Source organism: Siccibacter colletis, assembly GCF_000696575.1.
GTDB lineage: Bacteria > Pseudomonadota > Gammaproteobacteria > Enterobacterales > Enterobacteriaceae > Siccibacter > Siccibacter colletis.
In genome coordinates, this window is record NZ_JMSQ01000007.1 from 78165 (window position 1) to 96951 (window position 18787).

An 18787-nucleotide genomic window follows, 5' to 3' on the forward strand; every position below is an offset into this window, starting at 1 on the left:
AAAAAATCAGTGAAATGCCCTGTTCTTAAAGGGTTGCGCAGCATGCCGTGCAAATGGTACTGATTACGCGCATTAAAAATCCCACATAACATAGCCTGGTTACTCCCCCATTCAGAAAGTGTCGTTCCTCTGCGGACACGCAGGGCACGGGGGCGTGACGATTTGATTCAGGAAATTGCGTTTATGAAGAATATGAAAGTCAGCCTGGCCTGGCAGATTTTGCTGGCCCTGGTGCTGGGTATCCTCCTGGGGAGCTTTCTGCATTACCAGACCGACAGCCGCGAATGGCTGGTAACAAATCTGCTGTCGCCTGCCGGCGATATTTTTATTCACCTGATCAAAATGATCGTGGTGCCAATTGTTATTTCTACCCTGGTGGTGGGCATTGCCGGCGTTGGTGACGCTAAGCAGCTCGGGCGTATCGGCGCAAAAACCATTATCTATTTCGAAGTGATCACGACGGTTGCCATTGTGCTGGGCATTACGCTGGCGAATGTGTTTCAGCCAGGCAGCGGGATTGATATGTCCCAGCTGGCGAGCGTGGATATTTCGAAATACCAGCACACCACGGAAGAAGTGCAGAGCCACGCCCACGGTTTGATGGGAACCATTCTCTCGCTGGTGCCGACCAACATTTTCGCCTCGATGGCGAAGGGCGACATGCTGCCGATTATCTTCTTCTCGGTGCTGTTCGGTCTCGGACTGTCGTCGCTGCCGTCCGCCCAGCGTGAACCGCTGGTCACGGTGTTCCGCTCCGTGTCCGAAACCATGTTCAAAGTGACCCACATGATCATGCGCTATGCGCCGGTCGGGGTGTTTGCGCTGATTTCCGTGACCGTGGCTAACTTCGGTTTCGCCTCGCTGTGGCCGCTCGCCAAGCTGGTGATTCTGGTGTACGTGGCGATCCTGTTCTTTGCGCTGGTGGTGCTGGGTGCCGTGGCTCGCATGTGCAAACTGCGCGTGATGACGCTGATCCGCATCCTGAAAGACGAGCTGATCCTGGCCTACTCCACCGCCAGCTCCGAGAGCGTGCTGCCGCGTATTATTCAGAAGATGGAAGCCTACGGTGCGCCACCGGCCATCACCAGCTTCGTGGTGCCGACCGGCTACTCGTTTAACCTCGACGGCTCCACGCTCTACCAGAGCATCGCGGCGATCTTCATCGCCCAGCTCTACGGCATTGAACTGTCGCTGAGCCAGGAGATCATTCTGGTGCTGACGCTGATGGTCACCTCAAAGGGCATCGCCGGCGTGCCGGGCGTCTCCTTCGTGGTGCTGCTGGCGACGCTGGGCAGTGTCGGAATTCCGCTGGAAGGTCTGGCGTTTATCGCCGGTGTCGACCGCATCCTTGATATGGCACGTACCGCTTTGAACGTGGTAGGTAACGCGCTGGCGGTACTGGTGATCGCCAAGTGGGAGAACAAGTTCGACGCGGAAAAAGCCCAGGCTTACGAACGCGAGCTGTTCGGCAAGTTTGATAAAACCGCCGGAAACTAACCCGCCTTACGCACCGTCTGCCATTGCGCAGGCGGTGCGCCTTTTCAGACGCCTTCCTTTATAGCTGTAGCGGCCGGGTAAAACGGAAATGGGTCTGCTGATAGCCTTCACGTTCATAAAAACGGTGCGCCTCTTTACGCGCCACACCGGTAGACAACTCCGTCAGCTCAGCACCCGCTTCGCGCGCCTGCTCCTGCGCCCATGCCAGCAGCTGTTTACCTACGCCTTGCCCGCGGGCTGATGGCGTAACCACCAGCTCCTGAATCTCGCCGATCCAGTTCACGTGGTGCAGGTGAAACTGCATGTGCAGCCCAAGCAGCCCCGCCGGATGGTCATTCAGAAACGCCAGCAGATAGCGACGATTGTGATCCTGAAGATTGGCGGCATAGCCGATATTGAACGCCTGGCGATCGAGCTCCTGCTCTTTGAGGTCGCAGATCAGGGCGTAAACCGTATCGGCATCGTCGAGAGTGGCGAGGCGTAAATCACAGTCGGGCATGGTTCCTCCTTCGTCAAATAGTCGTAGCCTTACGCTAAACCTGATTTCTGACTGTAGCAGAGCGGGGGAGGATGCGGATTGCCTGCTGTCCGAATCTCCCCCTAATCTCTAGCGGAACACGGCCACCGCATCCACCAGACGCGTAGCCTGCTGCTTCACCGTGGCGGACGTTTTCGTTCCGGCAAGCACCAGCTCCGCATTCTGCTGGGTGATGTCGTCCAGTTCGTCTACCGCGCGGGTCAGCTCGCTCAGCCCCTGGGCCTGGTGTACCGTAGCGGCGCTGATCTGGCCGATCAGCTGGGTGACGTTTTTCACCTGCTGCACGATATCGCCCATGGTACGGCCGGCTTCCTGGACGTGCACTGCGCCGGACTCCACTTTGCCTTCGCTGGCCTCAATCAGACGGCGAATATCGCTGGCGGCGGTGGCGCTGCGGCTGGCGAGGCTGCGTACCTCTCCGGCCACCACGGCGAAACCTTTACCCTGTTCCCCGGCGCGCGCCGCTTCCACCGCCGCATTGAGCGCCAGGATATTGGTCTGGAAGGCGATGCTGTCGATGAGTGAGGTAATGCTGCCGATCTCCCGCGTGCTGCTGGCAATCTGCGTCATCGTCGCGATCACCGTTTCCATCGCCGCGCCACCGTTGATGGCCGCCGAGCTGGCCGCTTTGGACAGCTTATCCGCTTCGCTGGCGGTGTTGGTGTTGTCCTGCACGCTGCCTGCGAGATGGGTCATGGTTTCCAGCGTCTGCTGCACGTTGGCCGCGGTCTGGCGGGTACGCTCGTTAAGATCGTCATTCCCCTGCGCCAGCGCCTCGCTGCCGTTGCGCACGTTCACCACCTGGCTGCTGACGTCGTTTACCAGCCAGCGGAACATCAGCCCGGACTGACTGATGGCGCGCAGCGTAATGCCAATCTCATCAGCTCGCTGGAGATGCTCCACGCTGTGGCTGGCGCCGGTGGCTACGTTCAGCGCCTGTTTGCACAGGCGTTCCACCGGGCGGGAGACCTGCCACTCCAGCCACAGGTCGGCCAGCAGGCTCAGCAGGGCGGTAACGCCGAATAATGTCGCGGCCTGGGCCAGCGGCAGCGCCATCCACCACAACAGCAGCGCCATCAGCGGCTGGATCAGCAGCAGCGGCGTGCGCACCCGCCAGCGTAGCGGCATGGTTTTCAGCAGGCTGAAGACGCGCCCGAACCCCTTGCGCACCAGCAGGCCACGGTGAAAGACGTACCCCTTCAGGGTGTTGTTGTTCATGGCGTCGTAGAGGCGCTGAGCCTCGGCGGTTTCCCGGGCGCTGGCTTTAGTGCGAATCGACATGTAACCGATGGTCTGGTTATTGCGCACAATAGGCACGGCATTGGCGCGAACCCAGTAATAGTCGCCGTTTTTGCGTCGGTTCTTTACCAGGCCGGTCCAGGGTTCACCCTGTTTCAAAGTGGCCCACATATCGGCAAACACCTGACGCGGCATATCCGGGTGGCGCACCAGATTGTGCGGATGGTTGATGAGTTCATCGTTGGTAAAACCGCTCGCGGCAATGAAGCTGTCATTGGTGTAGGTAATATAACTTTGGGTATCCGTGGTGGACATCAATGTCGCATTATCTTCAAGAATATATTCTGTATCGGTTACATAAGAAGCGCTGCGCATTTTTTACCTGCCTGAAAAATAGGAATTGCCGAAGAAGGCCCGATATAAGTTTCGGCTGAAAGTAAATTTGCTTTAACGCTAAATAGTGATGCCGATCGTTTTTTGGAAAGATGAGCGAGATATGCGCAATAAATTGGCAGTGGCTAATTTAAGTAGTGCTTAATATGAGTTTAGGTGTGCTTTATATCGTTGATTTTAAAGATGATTTACTGAAGGGCGTTGCGAGGCTAATAGTTAACCACAGATAAAATAAAAAACCCAGCCTTTTCATTTAATAATTTAACACTCTATATTCGAAATTAAATCTGCGCACGCCTTCTGTTAATTCACAGTTTATTTATCGCCAGTGAGAAATATAAATATAAGCTCACTGCGCTGACGTCACGTTTGCCCGGCCCGCAGGCGGAAAGGGTGCAGGATGAAGCGCACCGCAGCAGCCAATGGAATGCGCAGCGTGAACGGCAGGCAACACGCCGCAGGCGCAGGCGTAAATAATGCGGCATGCGCTGAACGGTAAAATAAAAAATGCCCCCTGCGCAGTACGCAGTGGGGCACGGATACAAGGGTGCTGGCCTGACTCAGTTCTTTTTCACGAACTCGGATTTGAGTTTCATCGGGCCAAAACCATCAATTTTGCAGTCAATGTTATGATCGCCCTCTACAAGGCGGATATTCTTCACTTTTGTGCCGATTTTCAGCATGGAAGAGCTACCTTTGACTTTTAAATCTTTTACTACGGTAACGCTGTCGCCATCGGCCAGCAGATTACCGTTTGCATCCCTGACGACAAGCGCATCGCTGCCGGTTTCTGCCGGTGCATCCTGCCATTCGTGGGCGCACTCAGGGCAGATATACATGCCGTTATCCTCGTAGGTGTACTCACCGTTACAGTTCGGGCAGTGGGGCAGTTCCATGTTAAAAACCTCGCTAAATGAATACGCTACGCAAAACAGTCATCTCACCCGTTGAAATGCACATGCGCCGCAAAAGAACGCTATTGTACAGCAAATCCATGCAAAAAAAGGGACTATTTTGCCGCGGGCCGGTCACGCGGGGCGATCCTGAGAAGATGATGATTCCTGAGATTAAATGCAGGAGTGCGAGGCATATATCGGCTTTTATTCCGGATAAATGCTACTGTTAACCTTATTACCCTTTAATGACTCTTTTTTTCTTTTCTTCTGCCAGGCGCTCATGTAATTTGCCTGCGGATAAATGCTTATCGATCTCCGGCGCAATTTAGTATAATTGCGTGCGTTTTTCTTTTTCCTGAATCATGACAATGATGAGGCCTTGCGTATCAGGGATTATTTCCCCTGATAATTCTGTGCCACACTTCTGCTCCGACACGTTATGCGCAATAACACGCAAGCGGGCAGTTATCAGTTATATGTTTTCCTCACGTAATTATAAAAGCTGTTATCTCATTATTAAAACTATAAGACTCTAATAAAAGCCAGATAATTTGTGTTAAGGAAAGATTTTTTCATGCACACACAGACAGTTTTTGAACTTAATCAGGAGGCCGAGCGTCTCCTGCAGCTGGCATTACAACATCTTCAGGCGCTGCAAAACGTGCCGTTCGCCGCTCTGCATCAGGACTCCTCCGGGGCTTCCGTGCTGCCGCTGCATTTCAGTCAGCAAGGCATAGAGGATCAGCAGGAGACGCTGCAAAACGAGCTGCGAAAAATTACCCGTCAGGAGATGGTGCTGGCTATCGTCGGCACCATGAAAGCCGGGAAATCAACCACGATCAATGCCATTGTTGGTAAAGAGGTGCTGCCCAATCGCAACCGGCCGATGACCGCGCTGCCGACGTTGATCCGCCACACACCCGGCCAGAAACAGCCGGTGCTGCATTTTCCCCACGTCGCGCCTATCGAAGCGCTGATGGGTGAACTGCAGCAGCAGCTGCAACACTTTTCCCGCGATCTGCTGGCCCAGCACGTCGAGCTCGATCGGGATATGGCCGCGCTGCTCGAGCGCATTGAGCAGGGCACCCATTTCGAAAAACACTATCTCGGCTCGCAGCCGATCTTTCACTGTCTGAAAAGCCTTAATGACCTGGTGCGGCTGTCGAAAGTGCTCGGCGTGGCGTTCCCCTTCAGCGCTTACGCTGCCATTGAGCATGTTCCTTTTATCGAAGTGGAATTTATTCATCTGGCCGGGCTGGCACAAGGGCACGGGCAGCTGACGCTGCTGGATACGCCGGGGCCGAACGAGGCGGGGCAGCCGCATCTGCAGCAGATGCTGAGCGAGCAGCTGGCGCGGGCCTCGGCGGTGCTGGCGGTGATGGATTACACCCAGCTCAAGTCGGTCTCGGATGAAGAGGTGCGTCGCGCTATTTCCGCCGTTGGCAATGGGGTGCCGCTGTATGCGCTGGTGAATAAGTTCGATCAAAAGGATCGCAACAGCGATGATGAAGATCAGGTCCGGGCGCTGATCTCCGGCACCCTGATGAAAGGCGATATCCAGCCGGAGCACATTTTCCCGGTCTCCTCGATGTGGGGCTATCTGGCGAACCGGGCGCGGGACGAATTAGCGCAGCGCGGCCGCTTGCCCGATCCCGCCGAGCAGCGCTGGGTACAGGACTTTGCCGAGGCGGCGCTGGGACGGCGCTGGCGTAATGCGGATCTGGCCGACAGCGCTGCGCTGCGTCAGGCCGCCGATCTGCTGTGGGAGGATTCGCTGTTCGAGCAGCCTGTGACGACCATTCTGCATGCCGCTCACGCCAGCGCCTCGCTCTACGCGCTGCGTTCAGCCTCCCATAAGCTACTGAACTATGCACAGCGCACCCGCGACTATCTGGCGTTTCGCTGCCAGGGGCTTAACGTGGCCAGCGAGGCGCTGGCGCACAATATCGCCGGGCTGGAGCGCGATCGTCAGATGCTGGCTCACAGCCAGCAAGGTATCGAAGAGGCCGTTCATCAGGAGGTGGTACGCACTCTGGAAACCGTAGCCGCCTGCGTCAATAATCAGCAGCTGCACCTGAGTCGCGACGTGGAGTTTTACTTCAGCGAAGGCTTGCTGCCGCAGACCGGGCGGCCCGACCCGCTGGAGATGCCGCAGGCCCGGCGTCGGGATTTTATCCCCTACAGCAGCCGCCTGACGATGGAGAATGAGGATGACGCCCGCCTGATGATGCAGGCCATCCGTTCTGCCTGCGAATTCATTCTGCACCGCGGTCAGGAGCGCCTGAGCCGTGAACTGGCAGGATTGCTGCCAGCGCTGGAAGGCAACCTGTCGCGCATTCTGCACGACGCGCTGGCACCGGTTCAGCAGCGGGTCTCCGACGGGTTACAGGATGCCGGTTTCCGCACGCGTATCGTGCTGCCGGCGTTTCAGGCGGCGGCGTTGCATCTGGACGTGCAGCAGCTGTTTCACAATGCCGTTGCCCCGCAGGATATCCCCGTTGCCACACCGCGCCGGGCGGGCGGAATGCGCGGCACCATGGCGCGCTGGCTCAACAGCAGCGACTGGGGCTGGGAGGATGCGGTTGCCACACGCACCCACTACTTTATCGATCTCGATAACCTCAAGCAGAGCCTGCTGGCGCATATCAATCAGTTTGGCGACCGCCTCAACTATGCCGTCACCACGCAAATCAACGGTTCGGTTGGCGCTGGCCTGACGACCTTTTTCGCGGATTTTACCCGCGTGCTGGGCGATATCGACGCCACGCTGCGCCAGAGTCTCGCGGCGCGGCAGCAGAGCGAAGCACAGCTTCAGACGCTTGAGCGCCAGCTTCAGCGCTGCACTGCATCCATTGCCTGGCTGCAGGAGGATGCGCGGCTGTTGCGCGACGATATTCAGACGCTGTTTGCGGAGCCGCTGCCATGAGCCGCCCGTTACTTGAGGGGCCTGGCCGGGTGCTGACGTGCCTGCCCGCCCGGTTTATGACCGATCTGGCCGACAGCCTGGATACCACCCGGCACGCCTGTCCGCACCTGGACCCGTTTCGCGAGCGGTTACAGCAGGAGATGATTGCCCGCAGCCAGCAACCGCCCTGGGCGCTGCCGGACATGCTGGCTACGCGCGCCGATCTGCGGCTGGCATGGCTGGAGCAGCTGATGCACCTTTGGTCCCCCGGACAGCTGGCGCTGCTGCATATGAGTACCCGACTGGCGGTGGTGTGCGGCAATCAGACCGGCAATATGCAGCTGGCAATGGGCAACGTGCTGCGCCAGTGTCGCGAGCGGCTGGCGCGGCGTGAGGCTTTTCTGCGCCAGCGCGACATGGTGCAGGAGGCCTGGACTCATGCCGAAAAGACGCTGTATCGCTGGCGCAGCGGAGAGTTCGCGGCCTGGTCTCCGGCAGGACGCTGCTATATTGCGCTGGAAGAGCTGCGCTGGGGACCGTTTGGCGATGCGATGCGGCTGAGTGCTCCGCATGAGCGCGTGCGCCTCAAAGAGATGCTGCGGGAGCGGGCGACGGGCCTGCTGGCGACCAGCGTGGACGCCGCCCCTCGCACCCGCCACTTCTATTCCCGGTGGCTGTCGACACCGTCTTCGGCAGGACTGATGGATTATAAAGATACCCTGAGCTGGCTCGGCGCGTGGAGCGACGGGGAGCACCACCCGGTGAGCCGCTCGGTCACGCAAACCTGGCAGAGCGTGGCGCTGGGTATGCCGAGGCTCTGTTCCGCCGCCCGGTTAGTGGATGCCTTGGTGGAGGAGCTGTTCAGCGAAGGCTGACGCGAAAAGCAGAACGCCCCCGCACCGGATGAGCGGGGCGGGGGCGTGACTGGATTTCCTGCCGGGATGTTACGGCTGCGTTGAGCGCTCCGGCTCTACAACCTGCTCTTTGTGGTAGACCTCAGGTTTACCAATGTATTTGGCATACAGCGCGGTGATGATTGGCACCAGAATCGCGGTGACGATCACGCTGGCGGCGACAAGCGCGGTAGCGGAAGCGGCAACCGGTTCAAACGCCGGGTTAATCTGAGCGATGATTACCGGGTTAGCAACCGCCGCGCCGGCGGCAGAAGAGGCCGCAACACCCGCCGTACCGTTACCGCCGCCGATGAATTTGTCGGCCAGAATCAGCGGGATACCGGTGATAACGATGACCGCCAGACCCAGGACGATACCCAGCAGGCCGGTGTCCAGAATCACGTTCAGGTTGATGGTGTTACCCAGCGCAAAACCGAAGAACGGGATCAGGGTTGGCGTGGCTTTGCTGAAGAACGCGCGCAGATCGTGGTCGAGGTTACCGAGTGTGAAGCCGATCAGGAACGGCAGGACAGCCCCGATAAAGTGATGCGGTTCGAAGGACGCGAGGCCGGCAGAACCCAGGATCACCATGGTCATCAGCGGGCCGGATTCCAGCGACATCAGAACGAACGCCCCGGACTCTTCTTTCGTGCCGTACTGGTTCATCAGGCTGGCGTACAGACCACCGTTGGTCATGTCCATCGCGGAAACGATAGCCAGCACCGAAAGTCCGGCGAAGAAGCCGGTCTGAATGCCGGTGTCCGGAATAAAGGAGGCGGCAATCATCGCCACCAGCCAGGCTACGGCGATTTTGGTCAGCACCAGGGTGCCGGATTTACGCAGTACCGTACCGGTGGCGCGCAGGTCAATCGACGCCCCGATACAGAAGAACCACACGGCAAGGATCGGTACCGTACCGGTAATCATTCCTTTAGTGAATGAGCCGAAATAATTTCCGGTTTCCGGGGCAAAGGTATTGAGCATTGCGCCGAGTAACAGAGGAATAAGCATCATCCCGCCAGGGATACGCTCCATAGTCGCTTTGATTTTCATACACGAACCTCACTTTCTGCCTGGCATTGCGGCAAGTAAAAGACAAAAGAATCCTGCAATGAAAAATTGATATTTTTCAAAGTGTTATTTGTATGTGTCGCTGAGGGCGTTGCGGTAGGCCTGCAGCGTGCATCTGGCGTTCAGTTAACAGGATGTGAGAAAGGTTTCCGCTCCTGAATGCTGTTTGATGGGAATATCATGAAGTCTTTGGAATATTGATTCAATGATAATGAAACGCTGTTTTAGTTATCTTGATCACATAATTGAGATGAATAATCTCGGGGTGCTTTAAGAGGAAAAAGTATTGTAAAAGGCTTGTAATTAACTGTGAGGAAAATCGCTTTGCAGGTGAATAATGATGTCGCTAATAATGTGGAAAACGTCTCGTAAGACGATAAGAACTTTCTACCAGACGAGGCGTTAAAACCCCGAATTTATTCGGGTCAATTAGCCTGAAAATGATATTTGTCCGGTGCCGGGTAAATTCCTGCAAAATAATGTGAAGTTGATCACTTTTTGAAACGCTGGTAGGGTAGTGACCGTCAAATGACCGCGCGGCCGGCCAGAAAGGCACCTTATTACCCCCAGAATTCCCCCGCCCTCTGCGCCATTGCGCGTTATATGACCAGCCAGAGATTGCAAACCTGCTACGCTTGAAGTTAAGCGACATGGCCGCGACTCAGGCCTAAAAAATAAAATTTCTTCAGTGCGCCAGATCCTTTTGCGCATCGTTATTTCTGGCTTTCCGGCAAGCATGAAGCGACTGATAGAGGATAATAAATGAAATTAAGAAGGAAGAAGGTTCAGCCGATTACGCTCGGCGACGTAACCATCATTGATGATAGCAAACTCCGCAAAGCCATCACCGCCGCCTCGCTGGGTAACGCGATGGAGTGGTTTGACTTCGGCGTATACGGATTCGTAGCCTATGCCCTCGGGAAAGTGTTCTTCCCGGATGCTGACCCCAGCGTGCAGATGATCGCCGCCCTCGGTACGTTCTCCGTTCCATTCCTTATCCGCCCGCTGGGTGGCCTGTTCTTCGGTATGCTCGGCGATAAGTACGGTCGTCAGAAAATACTGTCCATCACCATTATTATCATGTCGGTCAGTACCTTCTGTATCGGGCTGATACCGTCCTACGCCTCTATCGGCATCTGGGCACCCATTCTGCTGCTGCTGTGTAAGATGGCGCAGGGCTTCTCGGTCGGCGGTGAATATACCGGTGCCTCCATCTTTGTGGCGGAGTACTCCCCGGACCGTAAGCGCGGCTTTATGGGTAGCTGGCTCGACTTCGGCTCTATTGCCGGCTTCGTACTGGGTGCGGGCGTGGTGGTGCTGCTTTCCGCAGTCGTCGGCGAGAACAACTTCCTCGACTGGGGCTGGCGTATCCCGTTCTTCCTGGCGCTGCCGCTGGGTATCATCGGGCTTTACCTGCGTCACGCACTTGAAGAGACCCCGGCGTTCCAGCAGCACGTGGATAAGCTGGAGCAGGGCGATCGCGAAGGCCTGCAGCACGGCCCGAAAGTGTCGTTCAAAGAGATCGCTACTAAGCACTGGCGCAGCCTGCTGACCTGTATCGGCCTGGTGATTGCAACTAACGTCACCTACTACATGCTGCTTACCTACATGCCGAGCTACCTGTCGCATAACCTGCACTACTCGGAAGATCATGGGGTGCTGATTATCATCGCCATCATGATCGGTATGCTGTTTGTACAGCCGATTATGGGCCTGCTGAGCGACCGTTTTGGCCGCCGTCCGTTTGTGATCATCGGCAGTATCGCGCTGCTTATCTTCGCCATCCCGGCGTTCATCATGATCAACAGTGACGTGCTGGGGCTGATTTTCGCCGGTCTGCTGCTGCTGGCGGTGATCCTGAACTCCTTTACCGGGGTGATGGCTTCCACGCTGCCGGCGATGTTCCCGACGCACATCCGCTACAGCGCGCTGGCAAGCGCCTTTAACATCTCGGTACTGATTGCCGGTCTGACCCCGACGCTGGCCGCCTGGCTGGTGGAGAGCAGCGGTAACCTGATGATGCCGGCCTACTATCTGATGGTGATTGCGGTTATCGGTCTCATCACCGGCGTGACCATGAAAGAGACGGCTAACCTGCCGCTGAAAGGCGCAACGCCTGCTGCCTCTGACCTGGCGGAAGCGCGTGAGATCCTGCAGGAGCATCACGACAACATCGAGAACAAAATTGAAGATCTCGACCGCGAAATCGCCGAGCTTCAGGAGAAGCGTACGCGCCTGGTGCAGCAGCACCCGGACATTAAAGAGTAATGTGTCGCGCGACCTACCAGAGCAGCCTGCGGGCTGCTCTTTTTTTTTGCCGTTTTTCCGCCGGGGTGCGCTGCGCACTCGCCACCTCGCCGTCCCACAGGCATAAAAAAAGGGGAGGCGTTAGCCTCCCCTGTTCAACCCGGTGCGCTTACTTGTTGAGATCGATGCGCACGATGTTGTCCGGGCCGTTTGTGGAGTGGTCCTTGTTGAAGGACTGCTTCACGGTGACAAACAGCGTCTGGCCGTCGTCAGAAAGCAGCAGGCTGTTCGGATGCGGCGGCAGGCTCCAGCTGTTTTTCACCGCGTAGGTGGTGGCATCAAGGCTCAGCACTTTCCCGGCATCACGCTGGGTGATGTAGATCTCGTGGCGCTTCGCGTTGAATTTCACCGCCAGCGAGTCGCCGACCGGCAGCTGTTTGACCACGTCCCCGGTGCGAATATCCAGCACCAGCGTGGTTTTCGCTTTCGAGCTGTCGGTAACGAACAGGCGACCGGTGGCCGTATCTTCGGCGAAGTTCAGCAGCAGGGCTTCTTTCTCGCCCAGCGGCTTCCAGCGTTTCTCGATGCGGTTGGTGCGCGGGTTAACCACCAGCACTTCACCGCCGCCGTTCGCCACGTACAGGCGCTGGGTTTGCTCAGAGTAGAGCAGACCGGTCACCCACTTGCCGGCGTTCTGAATGGTTTTCGTCAGCTTCATGGTCTTCGCATCAACCACCCAGATGACGCCCGGATCGGCCACGCCGCCGATGTAGAGCTTGCCATCAAGCAGCAGCACCTGACGCGCGCCGTACGGGAAGCCCTCTTTGTTGCGCTCTTTAAACATCACGCGCGCTTTGACTTTACCGTCGGCGGTATTGATGGCGCTTACGCCGCCGTCCAGCGAGTTGGTCACGTACAGCGTGTCACCCGCCGGGCTGATGGCCATGCCGAAGTTTTTCAGGTCGGTGTGGGTCGCGCCGATGGTTTTCAGGGTTTTCGGATCGAGCTTGTAGACCATCCCGCCCTGTACATCCTTGAAGCCTTCTGCGCTGGCAACGTAAAGCGCGTCACCTTTCGGGGCCAGCGCCATTTCGTACAGGCCGTCAGCCAGATCACGCTGCTGGAGATTCGTCGCCTGCGCGGCCGGGGCTTTCTCTGGCGCCGTTGCAGATTTGGTTTCGGCGCTGTGTGACACACAACCGCTGAGCGTTACCGCAACCAGCAACGCCAGAGCAGATGTTTTTACCTTCATTCCAGAACTCCTTGCCAACCATAGTAAAAGGCGACGATCCGGGTTCGACCCGTCGCTGCGAGGTCATGTTAACTGCGCATGCTCTAAGAAAGAGAATGAGAATTGTACGCATTAACTTTTTCATGGCAAGGATTAGCGAAGGAAATCAATGGCCGGGGCGGAAGGTCTTAGCATCCCGCCGCGATATAGTCGCCGTTGGCGCTGACGGGAATGACCGTCAGGAACAGGATGAGGGCAAACAGCATCAGCGCCAGACCGCCCGCTACGCGGAGGGCGAGCAGCAGCCACTGTAGCTGGCGCGGTGGCCGGTTATCGGCATAGCGCAGGGCCGCCTGACGCGCATAGCGCACCGCCAGCGACATGCCCATGATCGACAGTCCGGTGCCCAGCGACATGGTCATCACTGCGGCAATCCCCCAGGTGACAATCCCCAGCGCGTTGGAGAACAGCAGGATCATGATTGCCCCGCTGCACGGGCGCGCGCCGATGGCGAGAATAATCCCGAGCCGCGTTTTCCAGTCGCCCGCCTGAGCCTGAGCGTGACCCACGCCGTGATGCCCACAGCCGCAGCTGGCATCATGCTGATGCGGGCGAAAGGCGGTAAAGCGCGGCGCGGGTCGCAGGGCGGGCAGGCTCTCTTTCACCGCGCGCAGCACCAGCCACAGCCCGAAACCGCCGATCAGCACGGCGCTGATCTTCTCTACGTACCAGCGGCTCTGGCTGAGATCGCCTGCCGCCAGGTTGAACCCCACGGCGAGAATAAATACGAACAGGATGGCGCTCACGCCCTGCATCAGGCTGCCGAAGAAGGGGATCAGCCGCGTCGCTTTCAGGGTTTCGCGGTTGGTGGAGAGGTAAGTGGTGGCGATAAATTTGCCGTGGCCGGGGCCAATGGCGTGCAGCACGCCGTAGATAAACGCCCCGGTGAGCAGCCACAGCCCGCCGGTGTACTGATGGTTATTTAGCTGGAGCAGGTAGAGCACCAGATAGCGATGCAGGGCGATCTGCAATGACAGGCACCACTGTAAAAACGCGCCCCAGTGCGCATGCAGCGTAAACGCGCCGACGATGGCCAGCACGGCTATCATCAGCGGGGCGGCAAAGGTAAGGGGAGCGGGGCGGGTACGTGTTGTCATGGGATCACCGGATCGGGGCTGGTGGCTGGAGTATAGATGTTCAGCCCCGGCAAGCAACAGCGTGGGGCGGATCTTTACGTTGTGGCCAGGGGCAGGCGGACCGCGGCGCGACAGCCCGTCGCGCCTTCACGATTCTGCAAAATAAACTGGCCGTGATGCAGCTGGGTAATGCGCGTCACGATGCTTAGCCCGAGGCCAATACCGCCGTAGCGGCTGTCCATGCGCACAAAGGCTTTGCTCAGCTCGCCGCGCTTCGCCTCGTCAATGCCCGGCCCCTGGTCATCGACGATAAGCTCGACGGCACCGTCATGCGGGAGGATAGCCAGCGCAATCACCGCCTGCTCCGGGCTGTAGCGGTGAGCATTCTCCACCAGGTTGCGCAGCAGAACGCGCAGCAGCGTGGCATCGCCCGGCACGGTATCCGCTATGCCTGACGTCGGCAGCGTCAGGGTTTGCCGGCGCGTGCTGAGCATGGTGGTCAGCTCATCGTGCAGCGGCAGGATCACGTCCTCGCGCAGCGACACGTGCTGATAGATACCCGCCGAAAATGACTGGCTGACCCGCGCCATCTGCAATAGCTGCGACACGCTCTGGGCCATCTGATCGATACGCGTCAGCAGCGGCGCAACATCAATGCCCTGCGCCTTCGACAACAGCTCCAGATGCAGGCGTATGCCCGCCAGCGGCGTGCGCAGCTCGTGCGCCACGTCAGCCGTAAATAAGCGCTCACTTTCCAGTGTGGTGTTAAGCCGGGTGACCAGCTGGTTGATGGCGTCGGCCACCGCATCCACCTCGGTAACGTTGCTGGTCAGGGTCACCGGCGTCAGGTTGTCCGCAGTGCGCGTTTCCAGCTCGCGCTGCAAATCCAGCAGCGGGCGGGTGATCCACTTTACCGCCTGGAAACAGATGCACAGCGTCAGGGTGATCATCACCAGGCTTGGCACCAGCAGGCTGGCCACCGCCTCGCGGATCTCATGTTCGATATGGCGATGGTTATTGCGGTTGTGCAGCGCGCCCTGCACCAGCAGCTGGATCTGCTCTTTGCTTTCGTGCCACAGCCAGAAGGCGCTGATGAACTGGCACACCAGCAGGATGCCACCGATAGTGAGCATTAACTTCTGGCGCAGCGTCATGGAACGGGGTAGCAGACGTGTAAACATGGCTCAGCGCATCTCCGGGGAGGGCACCAGCATATAGCCGAACCCGCGATGGGTGCGGATGCGCGACTTGCCGATCTTCTCGCGCAGGTTGTGGATATGCACCTCCAGCGTGTTGGTCGACGGCTCGTTATCCCAGTTATAGATGTCGTTGAACAGGATCTCGCGGTGCACCGGATTGCCCGCCTTCAGCATCAGGCGCGACAGCAGGGCGTACTCTTTGGGCGTCAGTTCCAGCAGCGCCTCGCCGAGCCAGATCTGACGGCTGGAGATATTCAGCCGCAAATCGCCCACCGTCAGCGCGTTGTCACTCTGATTATGATGCCGACGCAGCAGCGCCCGGATGCGGGCGTGCAGCTCCTCCAGCGCGAAAGGCTTCATCAGGTAGTCGTCCGCCCCGGCATCCAGCCCGGCGACGCGGTCGTGCAGCGTGTCGCGCGCGGTGAGGATCAGCACCGGCTGGCTGTGCTTGCGCTGGCGCAGACGGCGCAGCAGGTGCAGGCCGTCCTCATCGGGCAGCCCGAGATCGAGGATCACCAGGCTGTAAATCCCGCTCTCCAGGCTGGCCTGGGCTTCGCGCGCGCTGGTGACACCATCGCAGGTGTAACCTTCGGTCTGCATTGCCAGCATCAGCCCCTGCAGCAGCAAGGTATCGTCTTCAACAATCAGGATCTTCATTTAGCTCGCTCTCCGGCAGGGTGCCAGCACATCGTCCGCCGCATGGTATTCCCGGGTCTGCACGCCGGTCAGCGCCAGCATGGTAGAGAATAAGTTATCCTGGGAGTACGCGTCGCGGGCAGCGCGCGTCTGCATACAGGCTTCATCAATGGCGTATCGGGTCTGGTAATCCTGCGACAGCCAGATCAGCATCGGCACGTGCTTCTGCGCTTCCGGCGCGATGTGGTAAGGCAGACCATGCAGATAGACACCGTCTTCGCCCAGCGATTCCCCGTGATCTGAAAGATAAACCAGGCTGGTGGTAAAGCGGTCCTGATGCGCTTTCAGCAGCGCAATGGCCTTATCCACCACGTAATCGACGTACAGCACGCTGTTATCGTAAGTATTGATCAACTGTTGCCGGGTGCAGGTCTGGATCTCGTTGGTGTCGCAGGTCGGCGTAAAGGTGCGGAACTGCGGCGGGTAACGATTGTAATAGGTTGGGCCGTGGCTGCCGATGGTGTGGATCACAATCACGCCGTTCTGCTTCAGGTTGCGAATGTAGTCGTCCAGCCCGTGAAACAGCATCTCGTCGTAGCATTCGCCATCAATGCACTGACCCGGCAGGTTCAGCTGGGTCACGTTCTGGTGCGGCACCCGGTTACATACCCCTTTGCAGCCGCCGTCGTTTTCATTCCACAGCACGCTCAGCCCGGCGCGCTGCAGGATGTCCAGCAGCCCCTCCCGATGGCTGGCGAGCTGCTCGTTGTACGCTTTGCGCGGCATCCCGGAGAACATGCACGGCACCGAGATCGCCGTCGCCGTGCCGCAGGAGGTGGTGTGCGGGAAGTAGATCACCGCGTCCTGCGCCAGACGCGGATTGGTGAGGCGCCCGTAGCCACCGAGCGAGAAGTTATCCGCGCGCGACGTTTCGCCCACGATGAGAATGGTGAGGTTCTTCTTCTCGCCAGCCTGAGCCTGCGGGCTCAGGTGCGCATCTTCACCCAACCGCACCAGCGGCAGGTTGTCCATTTGATGATGGCGATACCAGGACCACACCGCCACGATGCTGTTCGACGGATTGATCGCCTTCACCAGCTGTTTATCGTTACGAAACAGCGAGGCGTAATCCTTATAAAAGAAGAACGCGATCAGCAGGATAGCCAGCGAGGTGACCACCAGCGCCGCCAGCCGCGGCACCACAGCCTTCGCCAGCGAGGCCGCCGGTTTATATTTCACCCAGCAGACCAGCAAGGCCATCGCCACGCCAGACAGCAGCAGCGTGATAACCATGCGCGGCGACATCAGCGCAAAGCTCTCCGCCGGGGTGGTATCCACGATATTAACGATCATCGAGCGGTCGATAATCACCCCGTAGGTGAGGATAAAGTACTGCGCCGCAGCGGCGAGCAGAATAAACAGCACCGCCAGCGGCCGCTCCAGCCAGACAAACGACGCGAGCAGCAGCAGCACGCTGATAATGCTGAACAGCGCCACCGGCATTGAGGCGACGATCAGCCCGTTATGCAGGCTGTTGAGCGGCACCAGCGCCAGCACCTGGCGGTAAAACGGGATATTCAACAGCAGCGCAATATACGCAGCACAGGCCAGAATCACGCCCAGGTGGCTGAGGCGGGGTCTTTTGATGGTCAACATAGCAACGGCATCCGGAATAATGATGCCGCTATGGTTTCAGAAGTTAATTAAGGGAAGCTTAAGACGTTAAGGTACGGGTATCGATGGTGGTTTGTCAGAGCCAAAAGAGAAAATCAGCTGCTGGATACAGGCGTGATGAAATTCCTGGCAGGTAAACCGCGCTTTTGTTTGAAGGCGCAGGTTAATTATGCTCGGCAAACAGCGCTTCCATTGCGGTTACCGGATAAAACAGCGCCTGGTGATTATCGCCAGTAAGGGGAATAAACCCGAGGCTCAGATAAAAACGGCGGGCTTTTTCATTCAGCGCATCAACAAACATGCCGTGGATACCCACCGTCAGCGACGCCTGGTAAACGACCTTCATCGCATGGCTGACCAGTGTGGATCCCCAGCCTTCGCCCTGCAGCTTTTGATCTATTGCCAGACGGCCGAGCGTAACGGCGGGCACGTTGCGGTACGGCATTTTCTTTTGCTGCGTTCTGGAGGGCAGCTGCACTTTCTCGAAATAGCTGCCGGACAGGGTGTAAAACCCACGCACTCTGGCAGCCTCATCGGTTGTTCGCAGAATATAAGCTCGCAAGACCCGGCGGCTGTGCTGCCGTTGCAGATGTTCGGTCAGAAACGTGTTTAACGTCGCATCACCGCAGTCAAATGCGGTGGTGTCGTAGCAGCAGCCCTCCGCCAGAATCTCAATTTTCAGGCCGGGCATCGCTTACTCCAGATCCTTCAGGCGTCTGGCGGCGCGTTTCAGTTTTGCAACGGGCACCGGAGGAGTGCTGATGGCATCCATCACCTGGTCCCACGAGGCGTCATTAAGCACGATACGCCGATGCTGCTCGATAATTTCCGCCGCCCGTTCCGAGGCGCTGTTCAGCATAAACTGGCTCATTGTCTGGTTCGTCATCGCGGCGGCTTCCTCAATCATATTCTTATCCTCCAGACTGAGCCTCAGGTCGATTCGCTGGTTTTTTTGAGCGGGCATATCAAGGCTCTCCGGTGCCGATTTTGTACGGTTTTATTCCGTACAAATAGTACGCCCGCTGCGGTCGCTATTCAATCGCAAAAACCAGAAGGCCGGTAGGGTTTTTGCAGAGTTTTGCGAGGCGGTTTCCTGATTATCATTTTGCCTCGCTTTCGAGCGCGACGTCGCTTGCCGCCGGTAATGGTTAGCGGTATTGTGCGCTCGCACCCACAAAATTCAGGTGCCGGGATTGGAACCCCGGAGTATTGTTACAGGCGACACAGGTTCA

The 18787-nt window shown here is 57.9% G+C and carries 15 protein-coding genes; 4 read left to right on the forward strand and 11 right to left on the reverse strand.

Annotated features, from left to right (window positions below):
* Positions 1 to 183 precede the first annotated feature (183 nt).
* On the forward strand, positions 184 to 1497 hold the full coding sequence (gltP, locus tag ET34_RS0109280) for a glutamate/aspartate:proton symporter GltP (RefSeq protein WP_031521438.1): 1314 nt from the start codon (positions 184 to 186) through the stop codon (positions 1495 to 1497).
* A gap of 58 nt (positions 1498 to 1555) precedes the next feature.
* On the opposite strand, the gene phnO is transcribed toward gltP, so the two are convergent.
* From phnO to ET34_RS0109295, 3 genes are all read right to left on the reverse strand, one after another.
* Entirely contained in the window at positions 1556 to 1996 is a 441-nt protein-coding gene (gene phnO, locus ET34_RS0109285) for an aminoalkylphosphonate N-acetyltransferase (RefSeq protein WP_031521439.1), read from the reverse strand.
* A 108-nt stretch (positions 1997 to 2104) separates the two neighbouring features.
* A complete protein-coding gene (locus tag ET34_RS0109290; protein WP_031521441.1) occupies positions 2105 to 3649 on the reverse strand; it encodes a methyl-accepting chemotaxis protein in 1545 nt (514 codons plus the stop codon).
* A 578-nt stretch (positions 3650 to 4227) separates the two neighbouring features.
* On the reverse strand, positions 4228 to 4563 hold the full coding sequence (locus tag ET34_RS0109295) for a zinc ribbon domain-containing protein YjdM (protein ID WP_031521442.1): 336 nt from the start codon (positions 4561 to 4563) through the stop codon (positions 4228 to 4230).
* Between the two features lie 574 nt (positions 4564 to 5137).
* On the opposite strand from ET34_RS0109295, the gene crfC reads away from it, so the two are divergent.
* Positions 5138 to 7489, forward strand: a complete 2352-nt coding sequence (gene crfC, locus ET34_RS0109300; protein ID WP_031521444.1) for a clamp-binding protein CrfC — start codon at positions 5138 to 5140, stop codon at positions 7487 to 7489.
* Positions 7486 to 8343, forward strand: coding sequence for a diguanylate cyclase regulator RdcB family protein (locus tag ET34_RS0109305; protein WP_031521446.1), 858 nt, complete (start codon positions 7486 to 7488; stop codon positions 8341 to 8343). Before crfC ends, ET34_RS0109305 begins: the two co-directional genes overlap by 4 nt.
* Positions 8344 to 8412: 69 nt before the next feature.
* On the opposite strand, the gene kdgT is transcribed toward ET34_RS0109305, so the two are convergent.
* The gene (gene kdgT, locus ET34_RS0109310; RefSeq protein ID WP_031521447.1) at positions 8413 to 9414 is read right to left on the reverse strand and encodes a 2-keto-3-deoxygluconate transporter; all 1002 of its coding nucleotides are present in this window, start codon (positions 9412 to 9414) and stop codon (positions 8413 to 8415) included.
* 780 nt (positions 9415 to 10194) lie between these two features.
* On the opposite strand from kdgT, the gene proP reads away from it, so the two are divergent.
* Positions 10195 to 11700, forward strand: a complete 1506-nt coding sequence (gene proP / locus ET34_RS0109315; protein ID WP_031521449.1) for a glycine betaine/L-proline transporter ProP — start codon at positions 10195 to 10197, stop codon at positions 11698 to 11700.
* Positions 11701 to 11848: 148 nt separating this feature from the next.
* Here the strand turns inward: proP and ET34_RS0109320 are convergent, their stop codons facing one another.
* The 7 genes from ET34_RS0109320 to ET34_RS0109350 all read right to left on the reverse strand — a co-directional run bounded on the left by ET34_RS0109320 (position 11849) and on the right by ET34_RS0109350 (position 18519).
* The gene (locus tag ET34_RS0109320) at positions 11849 to 12931 is read right to left on the reverse strand and encodes a YncE family protein (RefSeq protein WP_031521450.1); all 1083 of its coding nucleotides are present in this window, start codon (positions 12929 to 12931) and stop codon (positions 11849 to 11851) included.
* 167 nt (positions 12932 to 13098) lie between these two features.
* The gene (locus ET34_RS0109325) at positions 13099 to 14067 is read right to left on the reverse strand and encodes a nickel/cobalt transporter (protein WP_031521452.1); all 969 of its coding nucleotides are present in this window, start codon (positions 14065 to 14067) and stop codon (positions 13099 to 13101) included.
* Positions 14068 to 14141: 74 nt separating this feature from the next.
* Complete coding sequence (gene pmrB / locus ET34_RS0109330; RefSeq protein ID WP_031521454.1) at positions 14142 to 15227, reverse strand: two-component system sensor histidine kinase PmrB; 1086 nt, start codon at positions 15225 to 15227, stop codon at positions 14142 to 14144.
* Positions 15228 to 15230: 3 nt separating this feature from the next.
* Positions 15231 to 15902, reverse strand: coding sequence for a two-component system response regulator PmrA (pmrA, locus tag ET34_RS22510; RefSeq protein ID WP_031521455.1), 672 nt, complete (start codon positions 15900 to 15902; stop codon positions 15231 to 15233).
* Entirely contained in the window at positions 15903 to 17537 is a 1635-nt protein-coding gene (eptA, locus tag ET34_RS0109340) for a phosphoethanolamine transferase EptA (protein WP_031521457.1), read from the reverse strand. It abuts the gene before it with no gap.
* A gap of 181 nt (positions 17538 to 17718) precedes the next feature.
* Positions 17719 to 18246: a GNAT family N-acetyltransferase gene (locus tag ET34_RS0109345; RefSeq protein WP_031521459.1), complete on the reverse strand. Its 528-nt coding sequence runs from the start codon at positions 18244 to 18246 to the stop codon at positions 17719 to 17721.
* Between the two features lie 3 nt (positions 18247 to 18249).
* Complete coding sequence (locus tag ET34_RS0109350) at positions 18250 to 18519, reverse strand: type II toxin-antitoxin system TacA family antitoxin (RefSeq protein ID WP_031521460.1); 270 nt, start codon at positions 18517 to 18519, stop codon at positions 18250 to 18252.
* Between the last annotated feature and the right edge of the window lie 268 nt (positions 18520 to 18787).

What these genes read in the sequence shown, in the direction of transcription:
- gltP (WP_031521438.1), top strand. Translation starts at nt 184, where the DNA reads ATGAAGAATATGAAAGTCAGCCTGGCCTGGCAGATTTTGCTGGCCCTG.
- phnO (WP_031521439.1), bottom strand. Translation starts at nt 1,996, where the DNA reads ATGCCCGACTGTGATTTACGCCTCGCCACTCTCGACGATGCCGATACG.
- ET34_RS0109290 (WP_031521441.1), bottom strand. Translation starts at nt 3,649, where the DNA reads ATGCGCAGCGCTTCTTATGTAACCGATACAGAATATATTCTTGAAGAT.
- ET34_RS0109295 (WP_031521442.1), bottom strand. Translation starts at nt 4,563, where the DNA reads ATGGAACTGCCCCACTGCCCGAACTGTAACGGTGAGTACACCTACGAG.
- crfC (WP_031521444.1), top strand. Translation starts at nt 5,138, where the DNA reads ATGCACACACAGACAGTTTTTGAACTTAATCAGGAGGCCGAGCGTCTC.
- ET34_RS0109305 (WP_031521446.1), top strand. Translation starts at nt 7,486, where the DNA reads ATGAGCCGCCCGTTACTTGAGGGGCCTGGCCGGGTGCTGACGTGCCTG.
- kdgT (WP_031521447.1), bottom strand. Translation starts at nt 9,414, where the DNA reads ATGAAAATCAAAGCGACTATGGAGCGTATCCCTGGCGGGATGATGCTT.
- proP (WP_031521449.1), top strand. Translation starts at nt 10,195, where the DNA reads ATGAAATTAAGAAGGAAGAAGGTTCAGCCGATTACGCTCGGCGACGTA.
- ET34_RS0109320 (WP_031521450.1), bottom strand. Translation starts at nt 12,931, where the DNA reads ATGAAGGTAAAAACATCTGCTCTGGCGTTGCTGGTTGCGGTAACGCTC.
- ET34_RS0109325 (WP_031521452.1), bottom strand. Translation starts at nt 14,067, where the DNA reads ATGACAACACGTACCCGCCCCGCTCCCCTTACCTTTGCCGCCCCGCTG.
- pmrB (WP_031521454.1), bottom strand. Translation starts at nt 15,227, where the DNA reads ATGTTTACACGTCTGCTACCCCGTTCCATGACGCTGCGCCAGAAGTTA.
- pmrA (WP_031521455.1), bottom strand. Translation starts at nt 15,902, where the DNA reads ATGAAGATCCTGATTGTTGAAGACGATACCTTGCTGCTGCAGGGGCTG.
- eptA (WP_031521457.1), bottom strand. Translation starts at nt 17,537, where the DNA reads ATGTTGACCATCAAAAGACCCCGCCTCAGCCACCTGGGCGTGATTCTG.
- ET34_RS0109345 (WP_031521459.1), bottom strand. Translation starts at nt 18,246, where the DNA reads ATGCCCGGCCTGAAAATTGAGATTCTGGCGGAGGGCTGCTGCTACGAC.
- ET34_RS0109350 (WP_031521460.1), bottom strand. Translation starts at nt 18,519, where the DNA reads ATGCCCGCTCAAAAAAACCAGCGAATCGACCTGAGGCTCAGTCTGGAG.